Genomic DNA, 16272 nt, shown 5'->3' on the forward strand with positions numbered 1-16272 from the left:
GACGTGTGCGGAGAGTGTGTGAGGGCCTTGTGATATACCGCGCGTCTGCCTGTGATGGCTCCCTGCACAGCTGACGCATCTGCCATGAACAAGGCAAACTGGCGGGGTCGCACAGTGACCTAGGGGGACGACGGTGATGGACGGTGTACCGCGCGTGCCGCAGCAGTGGCGTCCCGGCTCCGAGGAGGAGGCGGTGACCGTGCCGCTGCGCTTCGGCGTGCTCGGACCCGTACGTGCCTGGCGCGGCGAGGAGGCGCTGAGTACCGGTTCCCCCCAGCAACGCGCCCTGCTGGCCGCCCTGCTGCTGCGCGAGGGCCGCACGGCGACCGCGGGTGAGCTGATCGACGCCCTGTGGGGCGAGGAGCCGCCCTCGCAGGCGCTGGCCGCGGTGCGCACGTACGCCTCCCGGCTGCGCAAGGTGCTGGACGCCGGGGTCATGGTGAGCGAGTCCGGCGGGTACGCGATCCGCGGGCTGCCCGAGGGCGCCCTCGACCTGGCCGTCGCCCAGGACCTGGCGACCGAGGCGGAGAAGGCGAGGAACGCCGGGGACCTGTGCCACGCGCGGGACGTCCTCGGCCGGGCCCTGGCGCTGTGGGACGGCGAGGTGCTCGCCGGGGTGCCGGGCCCGTACGCGGAGGCCCAGCGCGTCCGCCTGGAGGAGTGGCGGCTGCAACTCCTCGAATCCCGCCTGGACATGGACCTGGAGCAGGGCTGCCACGCGGAGGCGATCTCCGAACTGACCGCCCTGACGGCCGCGCACCCGCTGCGCGAGCGCCTGCGCGAACTCCTGATGCTGGCCCTCTACCGCAGCGGCCGCCAGGCCGAGGCCCTGGCGGTGTACGCGGACACCCGCCGGCTCCTCGCCGACGAACTCGGCGTCGACCCGCGGCCCGGGCTGAGCGAACTCCAGCAGCGCATCCTCCGGGCCGACCCGGGCCTCGCGGAGCCCTCGGCCCCGCGGGCGGAGCCCCCGGTGGCGCCGGTCAGGCCCGCCCAGCTCCCGGCCACCGTCCCGGACTTCACCGGCCGCACGGCCTTCGTCTCCGAGCTCGGCGCGGTGCTGGCCTCCGCCGAGGGCCGGGTCATGGCGGTGTCGGCGCTGGCCGGCATCGGCGGCGTCGGCAAGACCACCCTCGCGGTGCACGTCGCCCACCAGGCCCGGACCGCCTTCCCGGACGGCCAGCTGTACGTCGACCTCCAGGGCACCGGCGCCCGGGCGGCCGAACCGGAGACGGTCCTCGGCTCCTTCCTGCGGGCGCTCGGCACCGCCGACTCCGCGATCCCCGACTCCCTGGAGGAACGGGCGGCGCTGTACCGCTCGGTCCTGGACGGCCGCCGGGTGCTGGTGCTGCTGGACAACGCGCGCGACGCCGCCCAGATCCGGCCGCTGCTGCCCGGCACCGCGGGCTGCGCGGCCCTGATCACCTCCCGGGTCCGGATGGTCGACCTCGCCGGGGCACACCTGGTGGACCTCGACGTGATGTCCCCCGACGAGGCCCTGTCCCTGTTCACCAAGATCGTCGGCGAGGAGCGGGTGGGCGCCGAGCGGGACGCCGCGCTGGACGTGGTGGCGGCCTGCGGCTTCCTGCCGCTGGCGATCCGTATCGCCGCCTCCCGTCTCGCCGCCCGCCGCACCTGGACGGTGTCGGTGCTCGCCGCCAAGCTGGCCGACGAGCGCCGCCGCCTGGACGAACTCCAGGCCGGCGACCTCGCCGTCAAGGCGACCTTCGAACTCGGCTACGGCCAGCTGGAGCCCGCCCAGGCCCGCGCCTTCCGCCTGCTGGGCCTGGCCGACGGCCCCGACATCTCCCTGGCCGCCGCCGCGGCGGTGCTCGACCTCCCCGTGGAGGACACCGAGGACCTGCTGGAGGCCCTCGTCGACACCTCCCTGCTGGAATCGGCGGCTCCCGGCCGCTACCGCTACCACGATCTGGTCCGGCTCTACGCGCGTGCGTGCGCCGAGCGGGACGAGTGGCCGCCGAGCGAGCGGCACGCGGCGATGTCCCGGCTGCTGGACTTCTACCTGGCCACGGCGGCCGGCGGCTACGTCCTGGAGCGCCCCGGCGACCGGCTCGTCGACCACCTGGCCACCCCCGAGTACCCGGGCCTGTCCTTCGCCGACCGGCACCGGGCGCAGGACTGGCTGTACGCGGAGGCGGTGTCCCTGCTGGCCTGCGTCCGCCAGTGCGCGGGCACGGACCTGCTCAGGCGGGCGGTGGACGTGCTGTGGGCGGCGGTGGACCTGGCCGAGTCGGGCACCAACTCCAAGGCGTACGAGCAGGTCGCCTCGGCGCTGCGCGAGGCGGCCCGGGAGGCCGGTGACCGGCGCGCGGAGGCGCGGGCGCTGATCACCCTGGCCTACGCGCACAGCGTCACCGGCCGCTTCGACCTGGCCGACGAGGAGGCCTCCCGGGCCCGGGAGCTGACCGCCGGCTCGCACGACCCGCTGGCGAGCTGCTGGTCGTCCAACATCCTCGGCGTGATCGCGCTCTACCAGAGCCGCCACGACGACGGCGAGGCCCATCTCGCCCGCGCCATCGAGGGTTTCCGGTCCTGCGACGACCGCCCCGGCGAGGCGAGCGCCCTGTGCAACCTCTCCCGCATCCACCTGGCCACCGGCCGCACCGAGAGCGCGGTGGCGCTGGCCCGGCAGGGCACGCAGATGTACGACGCCATGGGGCACGCCCTCAAGGGCGCCAACGGCCGCTACGCCCTCGGGCTCGCCCTCACCCAGCACGGCACGCTGCCGGAGGCGGCGGCCCGGCTCCAGGAGGCGCTGACGGTGTTCCGGGACAGCCGGCAGCGGCTGTGGGAGGGCATGTCCCTGTTCCGGCTCGCGGAGGTCGACCTCGCCGCCCGGCGCCCGGCGCAGGCCGCGTCGAACGCCGAGACGGCGCTGACCGTGCTGCGCGGCATCGGCGGCGAGTGGCGTCGGGCCAACGTGCTGGTGGTCCTCGGTCACGCGCTGAACGGCATCGGGCAGGTCGGCCGCTCCCAGGTCTGCTGGCGGGACGCGCTGGAGGTGTTCGAGGCGCTGGGCGCCCCCGAGGCCGACACGGTCCGCTCCCTGCTCAAACCGCTCGCGGTGGCCTGACACCCGGCGCCGGGCGGCGGGCCCGAGCGCGCCGGCGCGGGCCGCCCGGGCAGGCGTTCATCGTTCGTTTATCGCCGCCCGTCACTCTCGTCCTGTCGTTCCGTCGCGTCGGGGGGCATGCGGGGCGACCAGGGCCGTTGCACTACGGTGAACGGTCCACGCCTGTCCGGCGGCCCTCGGGGGAGTCGCCGGGCGGGCGGTCATCTTCAGGGCACCCGAACTGTCAGGGGAGGCAGTCAGTATGAGCGACGACAACAGCACCGGCACCGAGAACATCCACGCCACGGGCACCGAGGACGGGACCGCCGTCGGCACGGAGAACATCCACGCCACGAGCGAGCCGGTCACGGCGAACCCGCTGAAGGCGGACGAGGACACCGAGGTGGGCACGGAGAACATCCACGCCACGGACAATCCCGCCTGACAAGCCACCTCGAAGACGGGGACCGGCCGCGGCGGCGCGGAGGGGGAGCCGCCGCGGCCGAGGGGACACGGGGGACACGACTGTGGGGCCGAGCCGGGGGGCTCGGCCCCACAGTCGTGTCCGCTCCCGGTTCTCAACTCGCCCCGCGCAGCTCGCCCTTGACCACCTTCCCGCTCGCGTTCCGCGGCAGCTCCCCCAGGAACTCCACCGACCTGGGCACCTTGTAGTTGGCCATCTCCCGGCGCGCCCAGGCGATCAGGTCGTCGGCGGTGGTCAGGGCGCCCGCGCGGCGGACGACGTACGCCCTGCCGACCTCGCCGAGACGCGGATCCGGTACGCCGACGACGGCGACGTCGGCCACGTCGGGGTGCAGGCCGAGGAGTTGCTCGATCTCCGCCGGATAGGCGTTGAAGCCGCCGACGATGAACATGTCCTTGATCCGGTCGGTGATGCGCAGGTTGCCGTCGGCGTCCAGGACGCCGACGTCGCCGGTGCGCAGCCAGCCGTCCGCGTCGAGCACGTCGGCGGTACCGGCCGGGTCGTCGTAGTAGCCGCGCATCACGTTGAAGCCGCGGACCAGGACCTCGCCGGGCTCGCCGGCCGGCGCCTCGACCCGCACCTGGGTGCCGGGGATCGCCCGCCCGGACGTCGAGGCGATCACCGGCAGCGGGTCTTGGCGCCGGCACATCGTCACGATGCCGCTCGCCTCCGAGAGGCCGTACGCCGTCAGGACCGTCTCCACGCCCAGCTCCCCGCGCAGCCGCTCCACCAGCCGCAGCGGCACCACCGCCGCTCCCGTCACGACCAGCCGCAGGGCGGACAGGTCGTGCGTGTCCCGGGCCGGGTGGTCCAGCAGCGACTGGTGCAGGGTCGGCGGGCCCGGCAGCACCGACACCCGTTCCGCCGCGATGTTCGCCAGGGCCGTGCCGACGTTGAACACCGGCTGCGGGATCATCGTCGCGCCGCGCATCAGGCAGGCGATCACCCCGGCCTTGTAGCCGAAGGTGTGGAAGAAGGGGTTCACGATGAGATAGCGGTCGCCCCGCCGCAGGCCGGCCAGGTCGCACCAGGCCTCATAGGCCCGCAGGGTCTGCGCGTGGGTGATCACCGCGCCCTTGGAACGGCCGGTCGTCCCCGAGGTGAAGACGATGTCCGACGGCCAGGAGCCCCGCACCGCCGCGGCCCGCTCCCGGACCTCCGCCGTCCCGATCCCGTCCCCGCCCGCCAGGAAGTCCTTCCAGGTACGGAAGTCGGCCGGGGCGTCGTCCGACAGCACCACCACCTGGTCCAGGTCCGGCAGTCCCGGCCCCTGAGCGACCGCGCGGCGCAGCGAGGCCACGTACGACGTGCCCAGGAAGGTGCCGGTCACGAACAGCAGCCGGGCCCCGCTGCGGCGCAGCACGTCCGCCGCCTCGGTGCCCTTGTAGCGGGTGTTGAGCGGGACCAGCACCGCGCCCGCCGAGACCGCGCCGAGCGCGGCCACGATCCAGTCCAGCGAGTTCGGCGCCCAGATCGCGACCCGGTCCCCCGGCGCGACACCGCTCGCCACGCACGCGGCGGCCGACCGCTCGATACGGGCGCCGAGTTCGGCGTACGAGATCCGGGTACGGCCCTCCACCACGGCCTCGACGTCCGGGTAGCGCTCGGCCGCCGACCGGACGAGTCCCGGAATGCTGTCCCACTGAACGTCTCCGCGCACAGCACGCCTCCCCATCCCAGAGCTGACTACCCGTCAGATTAGCTGTACCCTGACGACCTGTCAGCAGCCCTTCGGCAGCCTGGAGGTGTGCGCATGGCCGGAATCAAGGACGCCACCGCCATCGTCGGCATCGGCCAGACCCCGTTCGCCAAGCACCTCCCCGAGGACGAGAAGACCCTCGCCTGCCGGGCCGTCCTCGCCGCCCTCGACGACGCCGGCATCGCCCCCTCGGAGGTCGACGCGCTCGCCTCCTTCACGATGGAGGAGACCGACGAGGTCGAACTCGCCAAGTCCGTCGGCCTCGGCGACCTGACCTACTTCAGCAAGGCCGGTTACGGCGGCGGCGGTTCCTGCGCCACCGTCGCCCACCTCGCCACCGCCATCGCGGCCGGGCAGGCGACCGTGGGAGTGGCCTGGCGCTCACGCAAACGCGGCTCCGGCCCCCGGCCCTGGACGAACACCACCGTCCAACTCCCCACCCCCGCCCAGTGGACCCGCCCCTTCGGGCTCCTCAGACCCGTGGACGAGATAGCCATGCTCACCCGCCGCTATCTCCACGAGTACGGCGCCACCCGCGACCACCTCTTCAACGTCGCCCTCGCCTGCCGCAACCGCGCCAACCAGAACCCCGCCGCGATCATGTACGAGCGCCCGCTGACCCGCGAGATGTACATGACCTCGCGCTGGATCAGCGAGCCCCTCTGCCTCTTCGACAACTGCCTGGAATCGGACGGGGCGCTGGCGTGCGTGGTCGTCGGCAGGGAGCGGGCGAGGGACTGCCGGCGCACCCCCGTCCACATCCACTCCGCCGCCCAGGGGCTGCCCGCCCAGCACCACGGCATGGTCAACTACTGGAACGACGACCCCCTCACCGGCCCCGCCTGGACCGCCGCCCGGCACCTGTGGAAGCACGCCGACCTCACCCCCGAGGACATCGACGTCGCCCAGATCTACGACGCGTTCACCGCGCTCGTCCCCCTCTCCCTGGAGGGCTACGGCTTCTGCGGGCGGGGCGAGGGCGGGGCGTTCACCGAGGGCGGCGCCCTGGAGATCGGCGGCCGGCTGCCCCTGAACACCGGGGGCGGCGGCCTCAGCGAGGCGTACGTGCACGGCTTCAACCTCATCAACGAGGGCGTGAAGCAGCTGCGCGGCACCAGTACCGCCCAGGTCCCGGGGGCCGCGTCCTGCCTGGTCACCGCCGGGGAGGGCGTCCCCACCTCCGCCCTGCTGCTGAGGAGTTGAGATGCTTCGACCGGTCGTGGACGCCGACGGCGCCCCCTTCTGGGACCACGCGGCCCGGGGCGAGCTGCGCGTCCAGGCGTGCGCCGACTGCGGCGAGCTGCGCTTCCCGCCCCGCCCGTGCTGCCCGCACTGCCGGTCCTTCGCGAGCGAGTGGCGCCCGATGTCCGGGCACGGGCGGATCTGGTCCTACGTCGTCCCCCACCCGCCCCTGCTGCCCGAGTACGCGGAGCAGGCGCCGTACAACGTGGTCGTCGTCGAACTGGCCGAGGCGCCGCGGATCCGGCTGGTCGGGAACCTGGTCGGTGAGGCGGGGGCGCGGCTCGACTCCCTTCCCGTGGAGCGGATCCGCATCGGCGCCGCGGTGCGGGTCGTCTTCGGCCCGGACGGGCTGCCCCAGTGGGTCCTGGAGCGGCCGTGAGCACCGTACGGATGGCCGCCGACAAGGAGACCGGGGTCGCGGTCGTCACGCTCGACCGGCCGGACCGGCTCAACGCGATCGACCTGGCGATGGTGGAGGAACTGCACGAGACCTGGCGGCAGTTGCGGTTCGACGACGCGGTGCGGGCCGTGGTGCTCACCGGGGCCGGGGAGCGCGCGTTCTGCACGGGGATCGACCGGGACGCGGTGGTGCCGCAGCCGGACTCGCCGTACATGGCGGACGATCCGCTGCTGCGCGTCGGGCCGAAGTCCAACGACCTGTGGAAGCCGGTGATCGCGGCCGTGCGCGGGATGGCCTGCGGCGGGGCCTTCTACCTGCTCGGCGAGAGCGACTTCCTGGTGGCGGACACCACGGCCGAGTTCTTCGATCCGCACACCACCTACGGCATGGTCAGCGCCTACGAGTCGGTCCTCATGGCACAGCTGATGCCGCACGGGGAGGCGGCCCGGACGGCGCTGACGGGAACGGCCGAGCGGCTGTCCGCGCACCGGGCGCACACCGTCGGGCTGGTCACCGAACTCACCGGGCCGGGCGGGGCGTTGGCGGCCGCGACGGCGGTGGCCGCGGTGATCGCCGGGCATCCGGCCGAGGCGGTGCAGGGCACCGTGCGGGCGCTGTGGGCCGCGAAGGAGGCCGCTCTCGCCCAGGGGTTCGCGCAGGCGCCGCACCTCGTCGCGCTGGGCAACCTGCCCGGTGAGCGGCAGGCCGAACTGTTCCGTGCCCGACAGCGCACCTACAGATTGCGTTAGCAATGTAGCTGCCCTATACAGGCGTATGCTCAGGCTCATGGTTGAACATCGCATGGTCGACGTGAACGGCATCCGCCTGCACATCGCGGAGCAGGGCGAGGGACCGCTCGTCGTGCTCCTGCACGGCTTCCCCGAGTCCTGGCACTCCTGGCGCCACCAGTTCGCGCCGCTGGCCGCCGCCGGGTTCCGGGTGGTCGCGCCCGACCAGCGCGGGTACGGCCGCAGCGACCACCCCCAGGACGTGGGCGCGTACAGCATCCTCCACCTGGTCGGGGACGTGATCGGGCTGATCCACGCGCTCGGCGAGGAGCGGGCGTTCGTCGTGGGGCACGACTGGGGCGCCCCGGTGGCCTGGCACACCGCGCTGCTGCGGCCCGACGTGGTGCGCGGGGTGGCGGGGCTGAGCGTGCCGCCGCCGTTCCGCGGGGAGCGGCCGCCGCTTGAGGCCATGCAGGAGCGCTTCGACGGGCACTTCTACTGGAACTACTTCAACCTGCCGGGCGTCGCCGACGCCGAGTTCGGCAAGGACCCCCGCGGCACGCTGCGCAGGCTCCTCTACGGCGCCTCGGGCGACTGCCCCACGGGCGGCCGCTACGAGCAGGCCCTGGTCACCGACCTGGAGCGGGGCTGGCTCGCGGACAGCCCGGACCCCGAGGTGCTGCCCGACTGGCTCACCGAGCAGGACCTCGACGAACTCACCGAGAGCTACGCCCAGGGCTTCACCGGCGCCCTCAACTGGTACCGCAACCTGGACCGCAACTGGGAGCTCACCGCCCCCTGGCACGGCGCCGTCGTCAGCCCGCCCGCCCTCTACATGTACGGCGACCGCGACCTGGTCCCGGCCTTCCCCGGCACACCCGAACTCATCGCGAACCTCCCGCGGCTGATGCCCAGCCTGGTCCGCGACCCGGTCGTCCTGCCGGGCTGCGGCCACTGGACCCAGCAGGAGAGGCCGGCAGAGGTCAACGAGGCGCTGGTGGACTTCCTGACGGGGCTCAGGGACTGACCTCGGCCTCCGGGTCGGCCGCGCAGCGGGCGACCGACGTCGCGAGGCTCTTCGCGAGCTCCACCCGGGTGTTCGCCGTGCCGTCGGCGGGGACGGTGACAGTGACGGAGCTGCTGTAGTAGAGCGTGGTGCCCTTGTCGTCGTAGAAGGTGACCCGGGCCTGGAAGTCGGCCCGGCGGTGGTTCGGGTTCGTGATGGCGACCGTCGCGTAGGGACGCGCGTCGCTCGCGCAACTCACCAGCCGGGCCGTCCCGTCCCTCAGCGTCCGGCTGCTGCCGCCAGTGCCGGTACCGCCGGACGTGCCGCCGGAGTTCGAGCCGTTGTACGAGCCGTTGTACGAGGACGAACCGCCGTGGTTCTGGCTGGAGCTGCTACACCCGCCCCCACCCCCGTCGCTCCGGCTCTTGTGGCCGTGGCCGCGTCCCGTCGAGAAGCCGGTCAGTGCCAGCCCCATCATCGCGACGACCGCTGTCAGCTTGAGTGCACGCCCCCGTGTCCGCATGTGATCACTCTAGCGACGCCCGCGGAGCCCGCCTCACGCGGTACGGGCCGTTCCGGTTCCCTTCTCCGCGTCCAGCGCGTACACGCAGCGGTCCTTGCTGCACGCGTACACGACCCCGTCCCTGACGACCGGGGAGCCGGTGATCTCGCCGCCGGTGGCGAGCTTCCAGCGCAGGCGGCCGTCGTCGGCCTTGAGGGTGTACAGCAGGTGGTCGGTGGAGCCGAAGTGGATCCGGCCCTCCGCGACGGCGGGGGCGCCCACGATGTCGCCGCCCGCCTGGAAGCGCCACTTGGGGGTGCCGGTGACGGCGTCGAGCGTGTAGAGGCCCTTGCCGCTGCCGACGTGGACGTGGCCCGCGGCCACCAGGACCGGGTCGACGGAGGACCGCGCCTCGGTGGCGATGCGCCAGCGGTCACGGCCGTCGGTGGCGTCGAGGGCGTAGACCGTGCCGAGGTAGTCGGCGAGGTAGATGCCGCCGCCGGTGACGGCCGGGCCCGGTACGAAGGTCGGCGGACACAGGAAGACCGCCGGGGCCTCGAAGTGCCAGCGGACGCGGCCGCTCGCCACGTCCAGGGCCAGCACCCGGGTGCCCGCGGAGACGTACACATAGCCGTCCTGCGCGGGAGCCACCCGGACCGGTACGCCGCCGCAGGAGGCCGCGTCGCCGATCGGGTACGACCAGCGCTCCTCGCCGGTGCGGGCGTCCAGGGCGCGCAGCCGGGCGTCCTGCCAGGTGTAGACCGTGCCCGAGTGCAGCGTCGGGCCCGCCTCGGGGGACTCGAAGTCGGTCTGGCAGCCGGCGATCTCCCACAGCTTCTGCCCGTTGGACGCCTCCCAGCCCTGCACCCCGCCGCCCCGGGTGCCGGTGATCACGGTCCCCCGGTCGGCCTTCAGGGAGTACACCCAGGCATCGGTGTTCAGCCGCCACAGGTCGGCGCCCTCACGGGCCTCCAGGGCGAACAGGGTGGGCCCGTCGGAGGCGTGGATACGGCCGTCCGCGACCGCCATCGACCAGGCCACGTCCCGCGTCTTGAAGCGGCGGCGGCCGGTGGCCACGTCCAGGGCGTGCACCTCGAAGGAGGTGACGTAGACCAGGTCGTCGGCGACCGAGGGGGTGCCCCACACGTCGTTCGACATGCGGAAGCGCCAGGGCCGCCAGCCGCTCGCCGTCTCCGGCGGCAGCGCGGGGGCCGCGGGTACGGCGGGGCCCACGGCGGGGTCGGTGCCGTTGACGCCGGGGCGGGGCTTGGACCAGGAGGCGACCAGACCGGCCTCCGGCGGGGGTGCCTTCACGGCGGCGGCGCGGGCGTCGGCCACGCGCGGGCCGGGTCCGATGGGCACCTGGGCGCCCGCGAGGCGCACGGGGCCGGTGTCGGGGCCGCCGGCGGGCACGGCGGACGGCGCCGGGCCCGGGACGACGGGGTCGTGGGACGGCGGGGGCGGCACGGGGGCGACCCGGCCGCCGGCACTGCGGCCGCCGCTCTGCACCGGTTTCGCGGGCCGGCCGCCGCGCCGCGACTCGATCAGGCCCACCGCCCGCTCGGGCAGCCACGCGGACGCCGTACCGCTGTCGTCGGAGCCGGAGCCGTAGAGGTGGGGGGCCAGCTGGGCCTGGAGGTCGGCCGGGTTGGGGCGGCCGGTGGCCTCCATCTGCATGAGGGACTCGATCAGCGGACGCAGCTCGTCCGGGAGTCCTTCGAGGTCGGGGCCCTCGCGCAGCAGCATGAAGACCGTCTCGACCGGGTTGGCGCCGTGGAAGGGCGGGTGGCCGGTGGCGGCGAAGACCAGCATGGAGCCGAGCGAGAAGACGTCGCTCGCGCCGGTGACGCTGCGGGAGTCCTTCGCCTGCTCCGGGGACATGTAGGCCGGGGTGCCGACGGCGACGTTGGTCATCGTCAGACGTGTGTTCGATACGCCGGAGGCGATACCGAAGTCGATCACCCGGGGGCCGTCCTCGACGACGAGGACGTTGGACGGCTTGAGGTCGCGGTGGACGAGACCGGCGCCGTGGATGGACTGGAGGGCCTCCGCCACGCCGGCCGCCAGCCAGCGCACCGCCTGGGCCGGGAGCGGCCCGCACTCGTTCACTATCTCTTCGAGCGAGGGGGCCGGGACGTACGCGGTGGCCAGCCAGGGCACGGCCGCGCGGGGATCGGCGTCGACCACGGCCGCCGTGTAGAAGCCGGAGACCGCCCGGGCGGCCTCGACCTCACGGGTGAAGCGGACCCGGAAGAGCTGGTCCTCGGCGAGTTCCGTACGGACGGTCTTGATCGCCACCCGTCGGCCGGACGCCGAGCGCGCGAGATAGACCAGCCCCATGCCACCGGCACCCAGCCGTCCCAGCACCTCGAACGGTCCGATCCGCCGCGGATCGTGCTGTGTCAGCTGATCCACCACTGCCTGCCACCTCCCCGTACGCGCCGCCTCACACCCACGTATGTACACGACCGCGTGCAGCGTCTCACCACCGCACCGCCCTGGCGGCACGCACCCCGATTCTTCCTGGCCGGGGCGCTGGTTGCGAACCCGGTGATGAATGGGGTGTCTCACATCAAATCAGGACTGAACGCCGTTTCGGCGCCACTACCGCCGCTCCAGCACCGCGAACGACGCCCCCTGATTGTCGGTGACGACGGCCACCCTGCCGTACGACGTCTCAAAAGGTGGCGCCTGAACGCGTCCGCCGAGCCGGTTCACCGTGCCGAGGACCTCCTCGCAGTCCGCCACCCGGAAGTGGACCAGGAAGTGCGGCGGCATCTCGGGCGGGAAGACGTCGGAGACCGGGGCGCGGCCGAAGTCGGGGTGGGCCCCGGGTCCGAAGAGGGCGTCGTGGAAGAGCCCGCCGTAGAAGGTGTTGGCGGTCTCGGTGTCCCGGGCGTACAGCTCCGCCCAGGCGAAGGTATGCGGTTCGTGCCGCCTGCCGAAGCCGGGGTGGGTGCCCGCCTCCCAGAGGCCGAAGACGGCGCCGTCGGGGTCGGTGACCAGGGCGGCGGTGCCGAGGTCGCCGACCGGCATGGGCGCGGTGACGACCTGTCCGCCGGCCGCCCAGACCCGGTCGGCCAGGCCCTCGATGTCCGGGGTGGCGAAGTACACCGTCCAGACGCTGGGCAGCCGCCCGTCCGCCTTCCGGGCAAGCGCGGCCACCGGCTCGCCCTCCTGATGCGCCCATACGGAGCCGCCGTACGCCGTCGGCGGGTCGGTGAAGGTCCACCCGAAGAGCTCACCGTAGAACCGCTTGCCCGCCTCGATGTCGGGAAGCTGCGCGTCGACCCAGCAGGGGACGCCCTCCCCGAAGGCGTCCTCTCCGTACCGCGATGCCCTGTTTTCGGCCATGTCGCCAACGTAACGGTGTCTCACGCGAGGCGCAGACCAGCGCAGCTGCCCCCACACCCCCGTGCACCCCATTTGCAGTCGGCCGAATCGCGCTCCGATCACCCCTCGGTAAGCTGACGGCATGACAGGACAAGTGCGTACCGTCGACGGCCGCGTGGCCGGTCGGCGTGGGCAGGCGACCCGGCAGAAGCTGCTCGACTGCCTCAGCGAGATGCTCAGCTCCTCCCCTTATCGGGACGTCAAAGTCATCGATGTCGCCCGGAAGGCGGGGACTTCGCCCGCGACCTTCTACCAGTACTTCCCGGACGTCGAAGGTGCCGTCCTGGAGATCGCCGAGCAAATGGCCACCGAGGGCGGCCAGTTGACCGAGCTGCTGGCCGGCCGGTCATGGGTCGGCAAGGCCGGATGGCAGACCGCGCAGGAGCTCGTCGACGGCTTCCTGGAGTTCTGGCGCCGCAACGACGCGATCCTCAGGGTCGTCGACCTCGGGGCCGCCGAGGGCGACAAGCGGTTCTACAAGCTCCGTATGAAGATCCTGAACTCGGTCAACAACTCCCTCGCGGACGCGGTCACCGAGCTTCAGGCCAAGGGCAAGGTCGACAAGGACGTCAACCCCGCGGCCGTCGCGGGCTCGATCGTCGCGATGCTCGCGGCCGTGGCCTCCCATCAGAAGGGTTTCCAGACGTGGGGCGTGAAGCAGGCTGAACTCAAGCCGAACCTCGCGCTGTTGGTCCACCTCGGTGTGACGGGGAAGAAGCCGACGAAGTAGAGACCAGAGATATCCAGGGATCTTTTTTCCGGCCCGAGTCCTGTCACGCAGGCGGCAGTCCACACCGGTGGACTGCCGCCTGTCGCGCTGTACGGGCGCGCTACGCCGGCAGCGGGCGGTCCTTGACCACGTGCTTCATCACCAGCGTCGAGTTCAGCCGCTGCACCCCGGGCAGCGTCGCGAGCCGCTCGTCGTACAGCCGCTGGTAGGCGGCCAGGTCGGCGGCGACGATCCGCAGCAGATAGTCCGGCTCCCCGAACAGCCGCTGCGCATCCACCACTTCCGCGATCTCGCCGACCGCCCGCTCGAACCCGGCGACGGTGTCCCGGTCCTCCTGCCGCATCGAGACGAAGACCAGCGCCTCGAAGCCCAGCCCCACGGCCGTGCGGTCCACCACCGCCCGGTAGCCGCTGATGGCCCCCGACCGCTCCAGCTCGCGCAGCCGCCGATGACACGGCGAGACGCTCAGGCGCACCCGCGCGGCCAGCTCGGTCACGGTCAGCCGCCCGTCCTGCTGAAGCTCGGCAAGAATTTTCCGATCAACGTCATCCATGAGGGAAATTCTCCCTCACTTCCACGGATCATGGGCAAACTTCGACAACACATTCGCGTCGATCGCACCTAATGTCGCCCCCATGGATTCCGCGACCCTCCTCTCCTTCCTCGCCGTCGACCTGCTGCTGGTGTGCGTACCGGGCGCCGACTGGGCCTACGCGATCTCCGCGGGGCTGCGCGGCCGGTCGGTGGCGTCGGCGGTGGCGGGCCTGGTCGCCGGGTACGCGCTCCACACGGTGCTGGCCGTGGCCGGGCTCGCGGTCCTCGTGGCGCGCTCGCCGGGCCTGCTGACCGCACTGACGGCGGCCGGGGCGGCGTATCTGGTGTGGCTGGGCTGGAGCGTGCTGCGCCGGCCCGGCACCCCGGGGGCGGCCGGGGAGAGCCTGGCCGAGAGCCGCGCCCGGGTCTTCCTGCGCGGTGCCACGATCAGCGGCCTCAACCCCAAGGGGCTGCTGCTGTACCTGTCGGTCCTGCCGCAGTTCCTGGTGACCGGGAGCGGGCACCTGCCGGTGGCCGCACAGACCGCCGCCCTCGGTCTCCTCCACATGGCGTGCTGCGCCGCCGTCTATCTGACCGTCGGCGTCACGGCCCGCGCCCTCCTCGGCGCCCGCCCGGCCGCCGCCCGGGCGGTGACCCGGACCTCGGGGGCGGCGATGCTGGGCATCGGGGCGTTCCTGCTGGTGCAGCGGCTGGCGACGCTGTAGCGATCACTGTCGTACGACAGCGATCACCGTCGTACGGCCACGATCAACGTCGTACGACGCGGAAGAGCCGTATCTCCCGCTCCACCCGTCGCTGATACGTGGCGTACGGCGGCCAGAAGACCAGCACCTGCTTCCACGCGGCCGCCCGCTCCTCCCCCTCCAGCAGCCGGGCCGTGACGGGGATGTCCCGTCCCTTCCAGCTGACCTCGGCGTCGGGGTGGGCAAGGAGGTTGGCCGTCCAGGCGGGGTGGCCGGGGCGGCCGAAGTTGGAGCCGATCAGGATCCAGCTCTCGCCGCCCCGCTCGGGCATGCAGGCCAGCGGGGTCCGCCGGCGCTGCCCGGTCCGCGCGCCGGTCGAGGTCAGCAGCACGCCCGGCAGCAGCCGGGCGCTGACCAGCACCCGGCCGCGGGTGAGGCGGTGGACGGCCTTGTCGAGCGCGGGAAAGACGTAGGGGGCGACCTTGGCGAAGCCGCGCATCGAGGAGATCCTCTGCACCAGCCGCATCCCGTTCACACCGTCACCTCCTGGCCCCGGAAGAGCCGCGCCCCGTCGGCGGCGTGCGCCCGCAGCCGGTGCACGGGCCCGAACAGCAGGTCGTCGCCCGAGGCGCGCTTGAAGTACAGATGGGCTTCGTGTTCCCAGGTGAAACCGATGCCACCGTGCAGCTGGATCCCCTCGGCGGCCGCGGTGCGCAGGGCCTCCAGGGCCTGGGCGAGGGCGAGGCCGCCGACCCGCTCCCCCTGGGCGGTGGCCCAGGCCGCGTAGTACGCCGCCGAGCGGGCCGCCTGGAGCTGGACGTACACGTCGGCCAGCCGGTGCTTGACCGCCTGGAAGGACCCGATCGCCCGCCCGAACTGCTCGCGCTGCCCCACGTACTCCACGGTCCGCGCCAGCACCTGGTCGGCGGCCCCGACGGCCTCGCAGGCGAGGACGGCGGCGGCGGTGTCCCCGGCGGCGGCGAGGGCGGGGAGGGCCTCGGCGGTCTCGTCACCCAGCAACTCGGCGTCCACGTGCCGTAGTTGGATGCGCGCCTGCGGCCGGGTCTGGTCGAGGGCGGTCTGCCGTACCCGGACGAGGCCTGGCGCGTCGCCGGGCACGAGGAAGAGCAGGGTGCGGGAGCGGGCGAACCCGCCGGCGTGCGCGGCGACCAGGAGGAGCCCGGCGCTGTGCCCGTCGAGCACCTGGTCGGTCTGCCCGTACAGCCGCCAGCCGTCGCCGGCCCGCGCGGCCTGCACCCCGCCGGCCCGGCCGCCGCCCGCCCAGCCGCCCCCGCCGTTCTCCCCCGTGAGCGCGAGGGCGGTGGCCAGGTGGGTGCCGGGGACCGCGAGGGTCGCGGTGCGGGAGCCGGACGCGAGGCGGGGCAGCAGGTCCGTGCGCTGGGCCTCGGTGCCGAGGGCGAGGACGAGGGGCGCGGTCAGCACGGCGGTGGCGAACAGGGGTGAGGGGGCGAGGAAGCGGCCCGTCTCCTCGCAGGCGAGGGCGAGGTCGGTCACCGTGCCGCCGACACCGCCGTACCGCTCGGGCAGGGCGAGGCCGGGCAGGCCGAGCTGTCCGGCGAGGGCGGCCCACAGTGCGGGGTCGTGGCCGGCCGGGGTGTCGACGGCGGCCCGCAGCTCGTGCGGGCCGAGGCGGGCACGCAGCAGCTCGCGGAGGGTGCGGCGGATCCCGTCCTGCTCGGGAGTGAAGCTGGCGTCCATGGCTCTTCCCTCCGTATCTGACGGTCCGTCATATTAGGAGTGCCGCAACGAGATGCAC

General features: G+C 73.3%; 15 protein-coding genes. 8 read left to right on the top strand and 7 right to left on the bottom strand.

From position 1 onward, the window contains the following. Positions 1 to 136 precede the first annotated feature (136 nt). Together afsR and SLINC_RS19605 are read left to right on the top strand one after the other, a co-directional pair. Positions 137 to 3094: an SARP-family global regulator AfsR gene (afsR, locus tag SLINC_RS19600; RefSeq protein ID WP_067434603.1), complete on the top strand. Its 2958-nt coding sequence runs from the start codon at positions 137 to 139 to the stop codon at positions 3092 to 3094. A 241-nt stretch (positions 3095 to 3335) separates the two neighbouring features. Next, complete coding sequence (locus tag SLINC_RS19605) at positions 3336 to 3518, top strand: hypothetical protein (protein ID WP_067434605.1); 183 nt, start codon at positions 3336 to 3338, stop codon at positions 3516 to 3518. Between the two features lie 133 nt (positions 3519 to 3651). Here SLINC_RS19605 and SLINC_RS19610 read toward each other — a convergent pair whose 3' ends face one another. Continuing rightward, positions 3652 to 5232, bottom strand: a complete 1581-nt coding sequence (locus tag SLINC_RS19610) for a FadD3 family acyl-CoA ligase (protein WP_067434608.1) — start codon at positions 5230 to 5232, stop codon at positions 3652 to 3654. 78 nt (positions 5233 to 5310) lie between these two features. On the opposite strand from SLINC_RS19610, the gene SLINC_RS19615 reads away from it, so the two are divergent. The 4 genes from SLINC_RS19615 to SLINC_RS19630 are packed head-to-tail and all read left to right on the top strand — an operon-like array spanning position 5311 to position 8653. After that, a complete protein-coding gene (locus SLINC_RS19615; RefSeq protein WP_067434611.1) occupies positions 5311 to 6459 on the top strand; it encodes a lipid-transfer protein in 1149 nt (382 codons plus the stop codon). A 1-nt stretch (position 6460) separates the two neighbouring features. Continuing rightward, positions 6461 to 6877, top strand: coding sequence for a Zn-ribbon domain-containing OB-fold protein (locus SLINC_RS19620; RefSeq protein ID WP_067434614.1), 417 nt, complete (start codon positions 6461 to 6463; stop codon positions 6875 to 6877). 11 nt (positions 6878 to 6888) lie between these two features. Beyond that, a complete protein-coding gene (locus SLINC_RS19625; protein WP_067445514.1) occupies positions 6889 to 7647 on the top strand; it encodes an enoyl-CoA hydratase/isomerase family protein in 759 nt (252 codons plus the stop codon). Positions 7648 to 7684: 37 nt separating this feature from the next. Beyond that, positions 7685 to 8653: an alpha/beta fold hydrolase gene (locus SLINC_RS19630; protein ID WP_067445515.1), complete on the top strand. Its 969-nt coding sequence runs from the start codon at positions 7685 to 7687 to the stop codon at positions 8651 to 8653. Here SLINC_RS19630 and SLINC_RS19635 read toward each other — a convergent pair. The 3 genes from SLINC_RS19635 to kbpA form a co-directional block, all read right to left on the bottom strand. Further along, the gene (locus tag SLINC_RS19635) at positions 8643 to 9155 is read right to left on the bottom strand and encodes a hypothetical protein (RefSeq protein WP_067434617.1); all 513 of its coding nucleotides are present in this window, start codon (positions 9153 to 9155) and stop codon (positions 8643 to 8645) included. The two genes, SLINC_RS19630 and SLINC_RS19635, sit on opposite strands and share 11 nt — an antisense overlap. A 33-nt stretch (positions 9156 to 9188) precedes the next feature. Beyond that, positions 9189 to 11552 (bottom strand): protein serine/threonine kinase AfsK, encoded by a 2364-nt coding sequence (gene afsK / locus SLINC_RS19640; RefSeq protein WP_067434620.1) that lies wholly within the window; start codon positions 11550 to 11552, stop codon positions 9189 to 9191. 186 nt (positions 11553 to 11738) lie between these two features. Beyond that, on the bottom strand, positions 11739 to 12488 hold the full coding sequence (gene kbpA, locus SLINC_RS19645) for an AfsK-binding protein KbpA (protein ID WP_067434622.1): 750 nt from the start codon (positions 12486 to 12488) through the stop codon (positions 11739 to 11741). Positions 12489 to 12621: 133 nt separating this feature from the next. Between kbpA and SLINC_RS19650 the strand changes: the two genes are divergently transcribed. Beyond that, positions 12622 to 13257 carry a TetR family transcriptional regulator gene (locus SLINC_RS19650; RefSeq protein WP_067434624.1) on the top strand — a complete coding sequence of 212 codons (636 nt, stop codon included), beginning with the start codon at positions 12622 to 12624 and terminating at the stop codon, positions 13255 to 13257. A gap of 100 nt (positions 13258 to 13357) precedes the next feature. Here the strand turns inward: SLINC_RS19650 and SLINC_RS19655 are convergent, their stop codons facing one another. Beyond that, positions 13358 to 13810: an Lrp/AsnC family transcriptional regulator gene (locus SLINC_RS19655; RefSeq protein ID WP_067434626.1), complete on the bottom strand. Its 453-nt coding sequence runs from the start codon at positions 13808 to 13810 to the stop codon at positions 13358 to 13360. A gap of 82 nt (positions 13811 to 13892) precedes the next feature. On the opposite strand from SLINC_RS19655, the gene SLINC_RS19660 reads away from it, so the two are divergent. Further along, complete coding sequence (locus tag SLINC_RS19660) at positions 13893 to 14516, top strand: LysE family translocator (RefSeq protein WP_067434629.1); 624 nt, start codon at positions 13893 to 13895, stop codon at positions 14514 to 14516. 43 nt (positions 14517 to 14559) lie between these two features. Here SLINC_RS19660 and SLINC_RS19665 read toward each other — a convergent pair whose 3' ends face one another. Together SLINC_RS19665 and SLINC_RS19670 are read right to left on the bottom strand one after the other, a co-directional pair. Next, positions 14560 to 15030 carry a nitroreductase/quinone reductase family protein gene (locus tag SLINC_RS19665; RefSeq protein WP_182449201.1) on the bottom strand — a complete coding sequence of 157 codons (471 nt, stop codon included), beginning with the start codon at positions 15028 to 15030 and terminating at the stop codon, positions 14560 to 14562. Beyond that, entirely contained in the window at positions 15027 to 16214 is a 1188-nt protein-coding gene (locus SLINC_RS19670; RefSeq protein ID WP_067434632.1) for an acyl-CoA dehydrogenase family protein, read from the bottom strand. The genes SLINC_RS19665 and SLINC_RS19670 overlap by 4 nt, the downstream gene beginning before the upstream one ends. Positions 16215 to 16272 lie beyond the last annotated feature (58 nt).

It is taken from the genome of Streptomyces lincolnensis (genome assembly GCF_001685355.1).
Classification (GTDB): Bacteria; Actinomycetota; Actinomycetes; order Streptomycetales; family Streptomycetaceae; genus Streptomyces; species Streptomyces lincolnensis.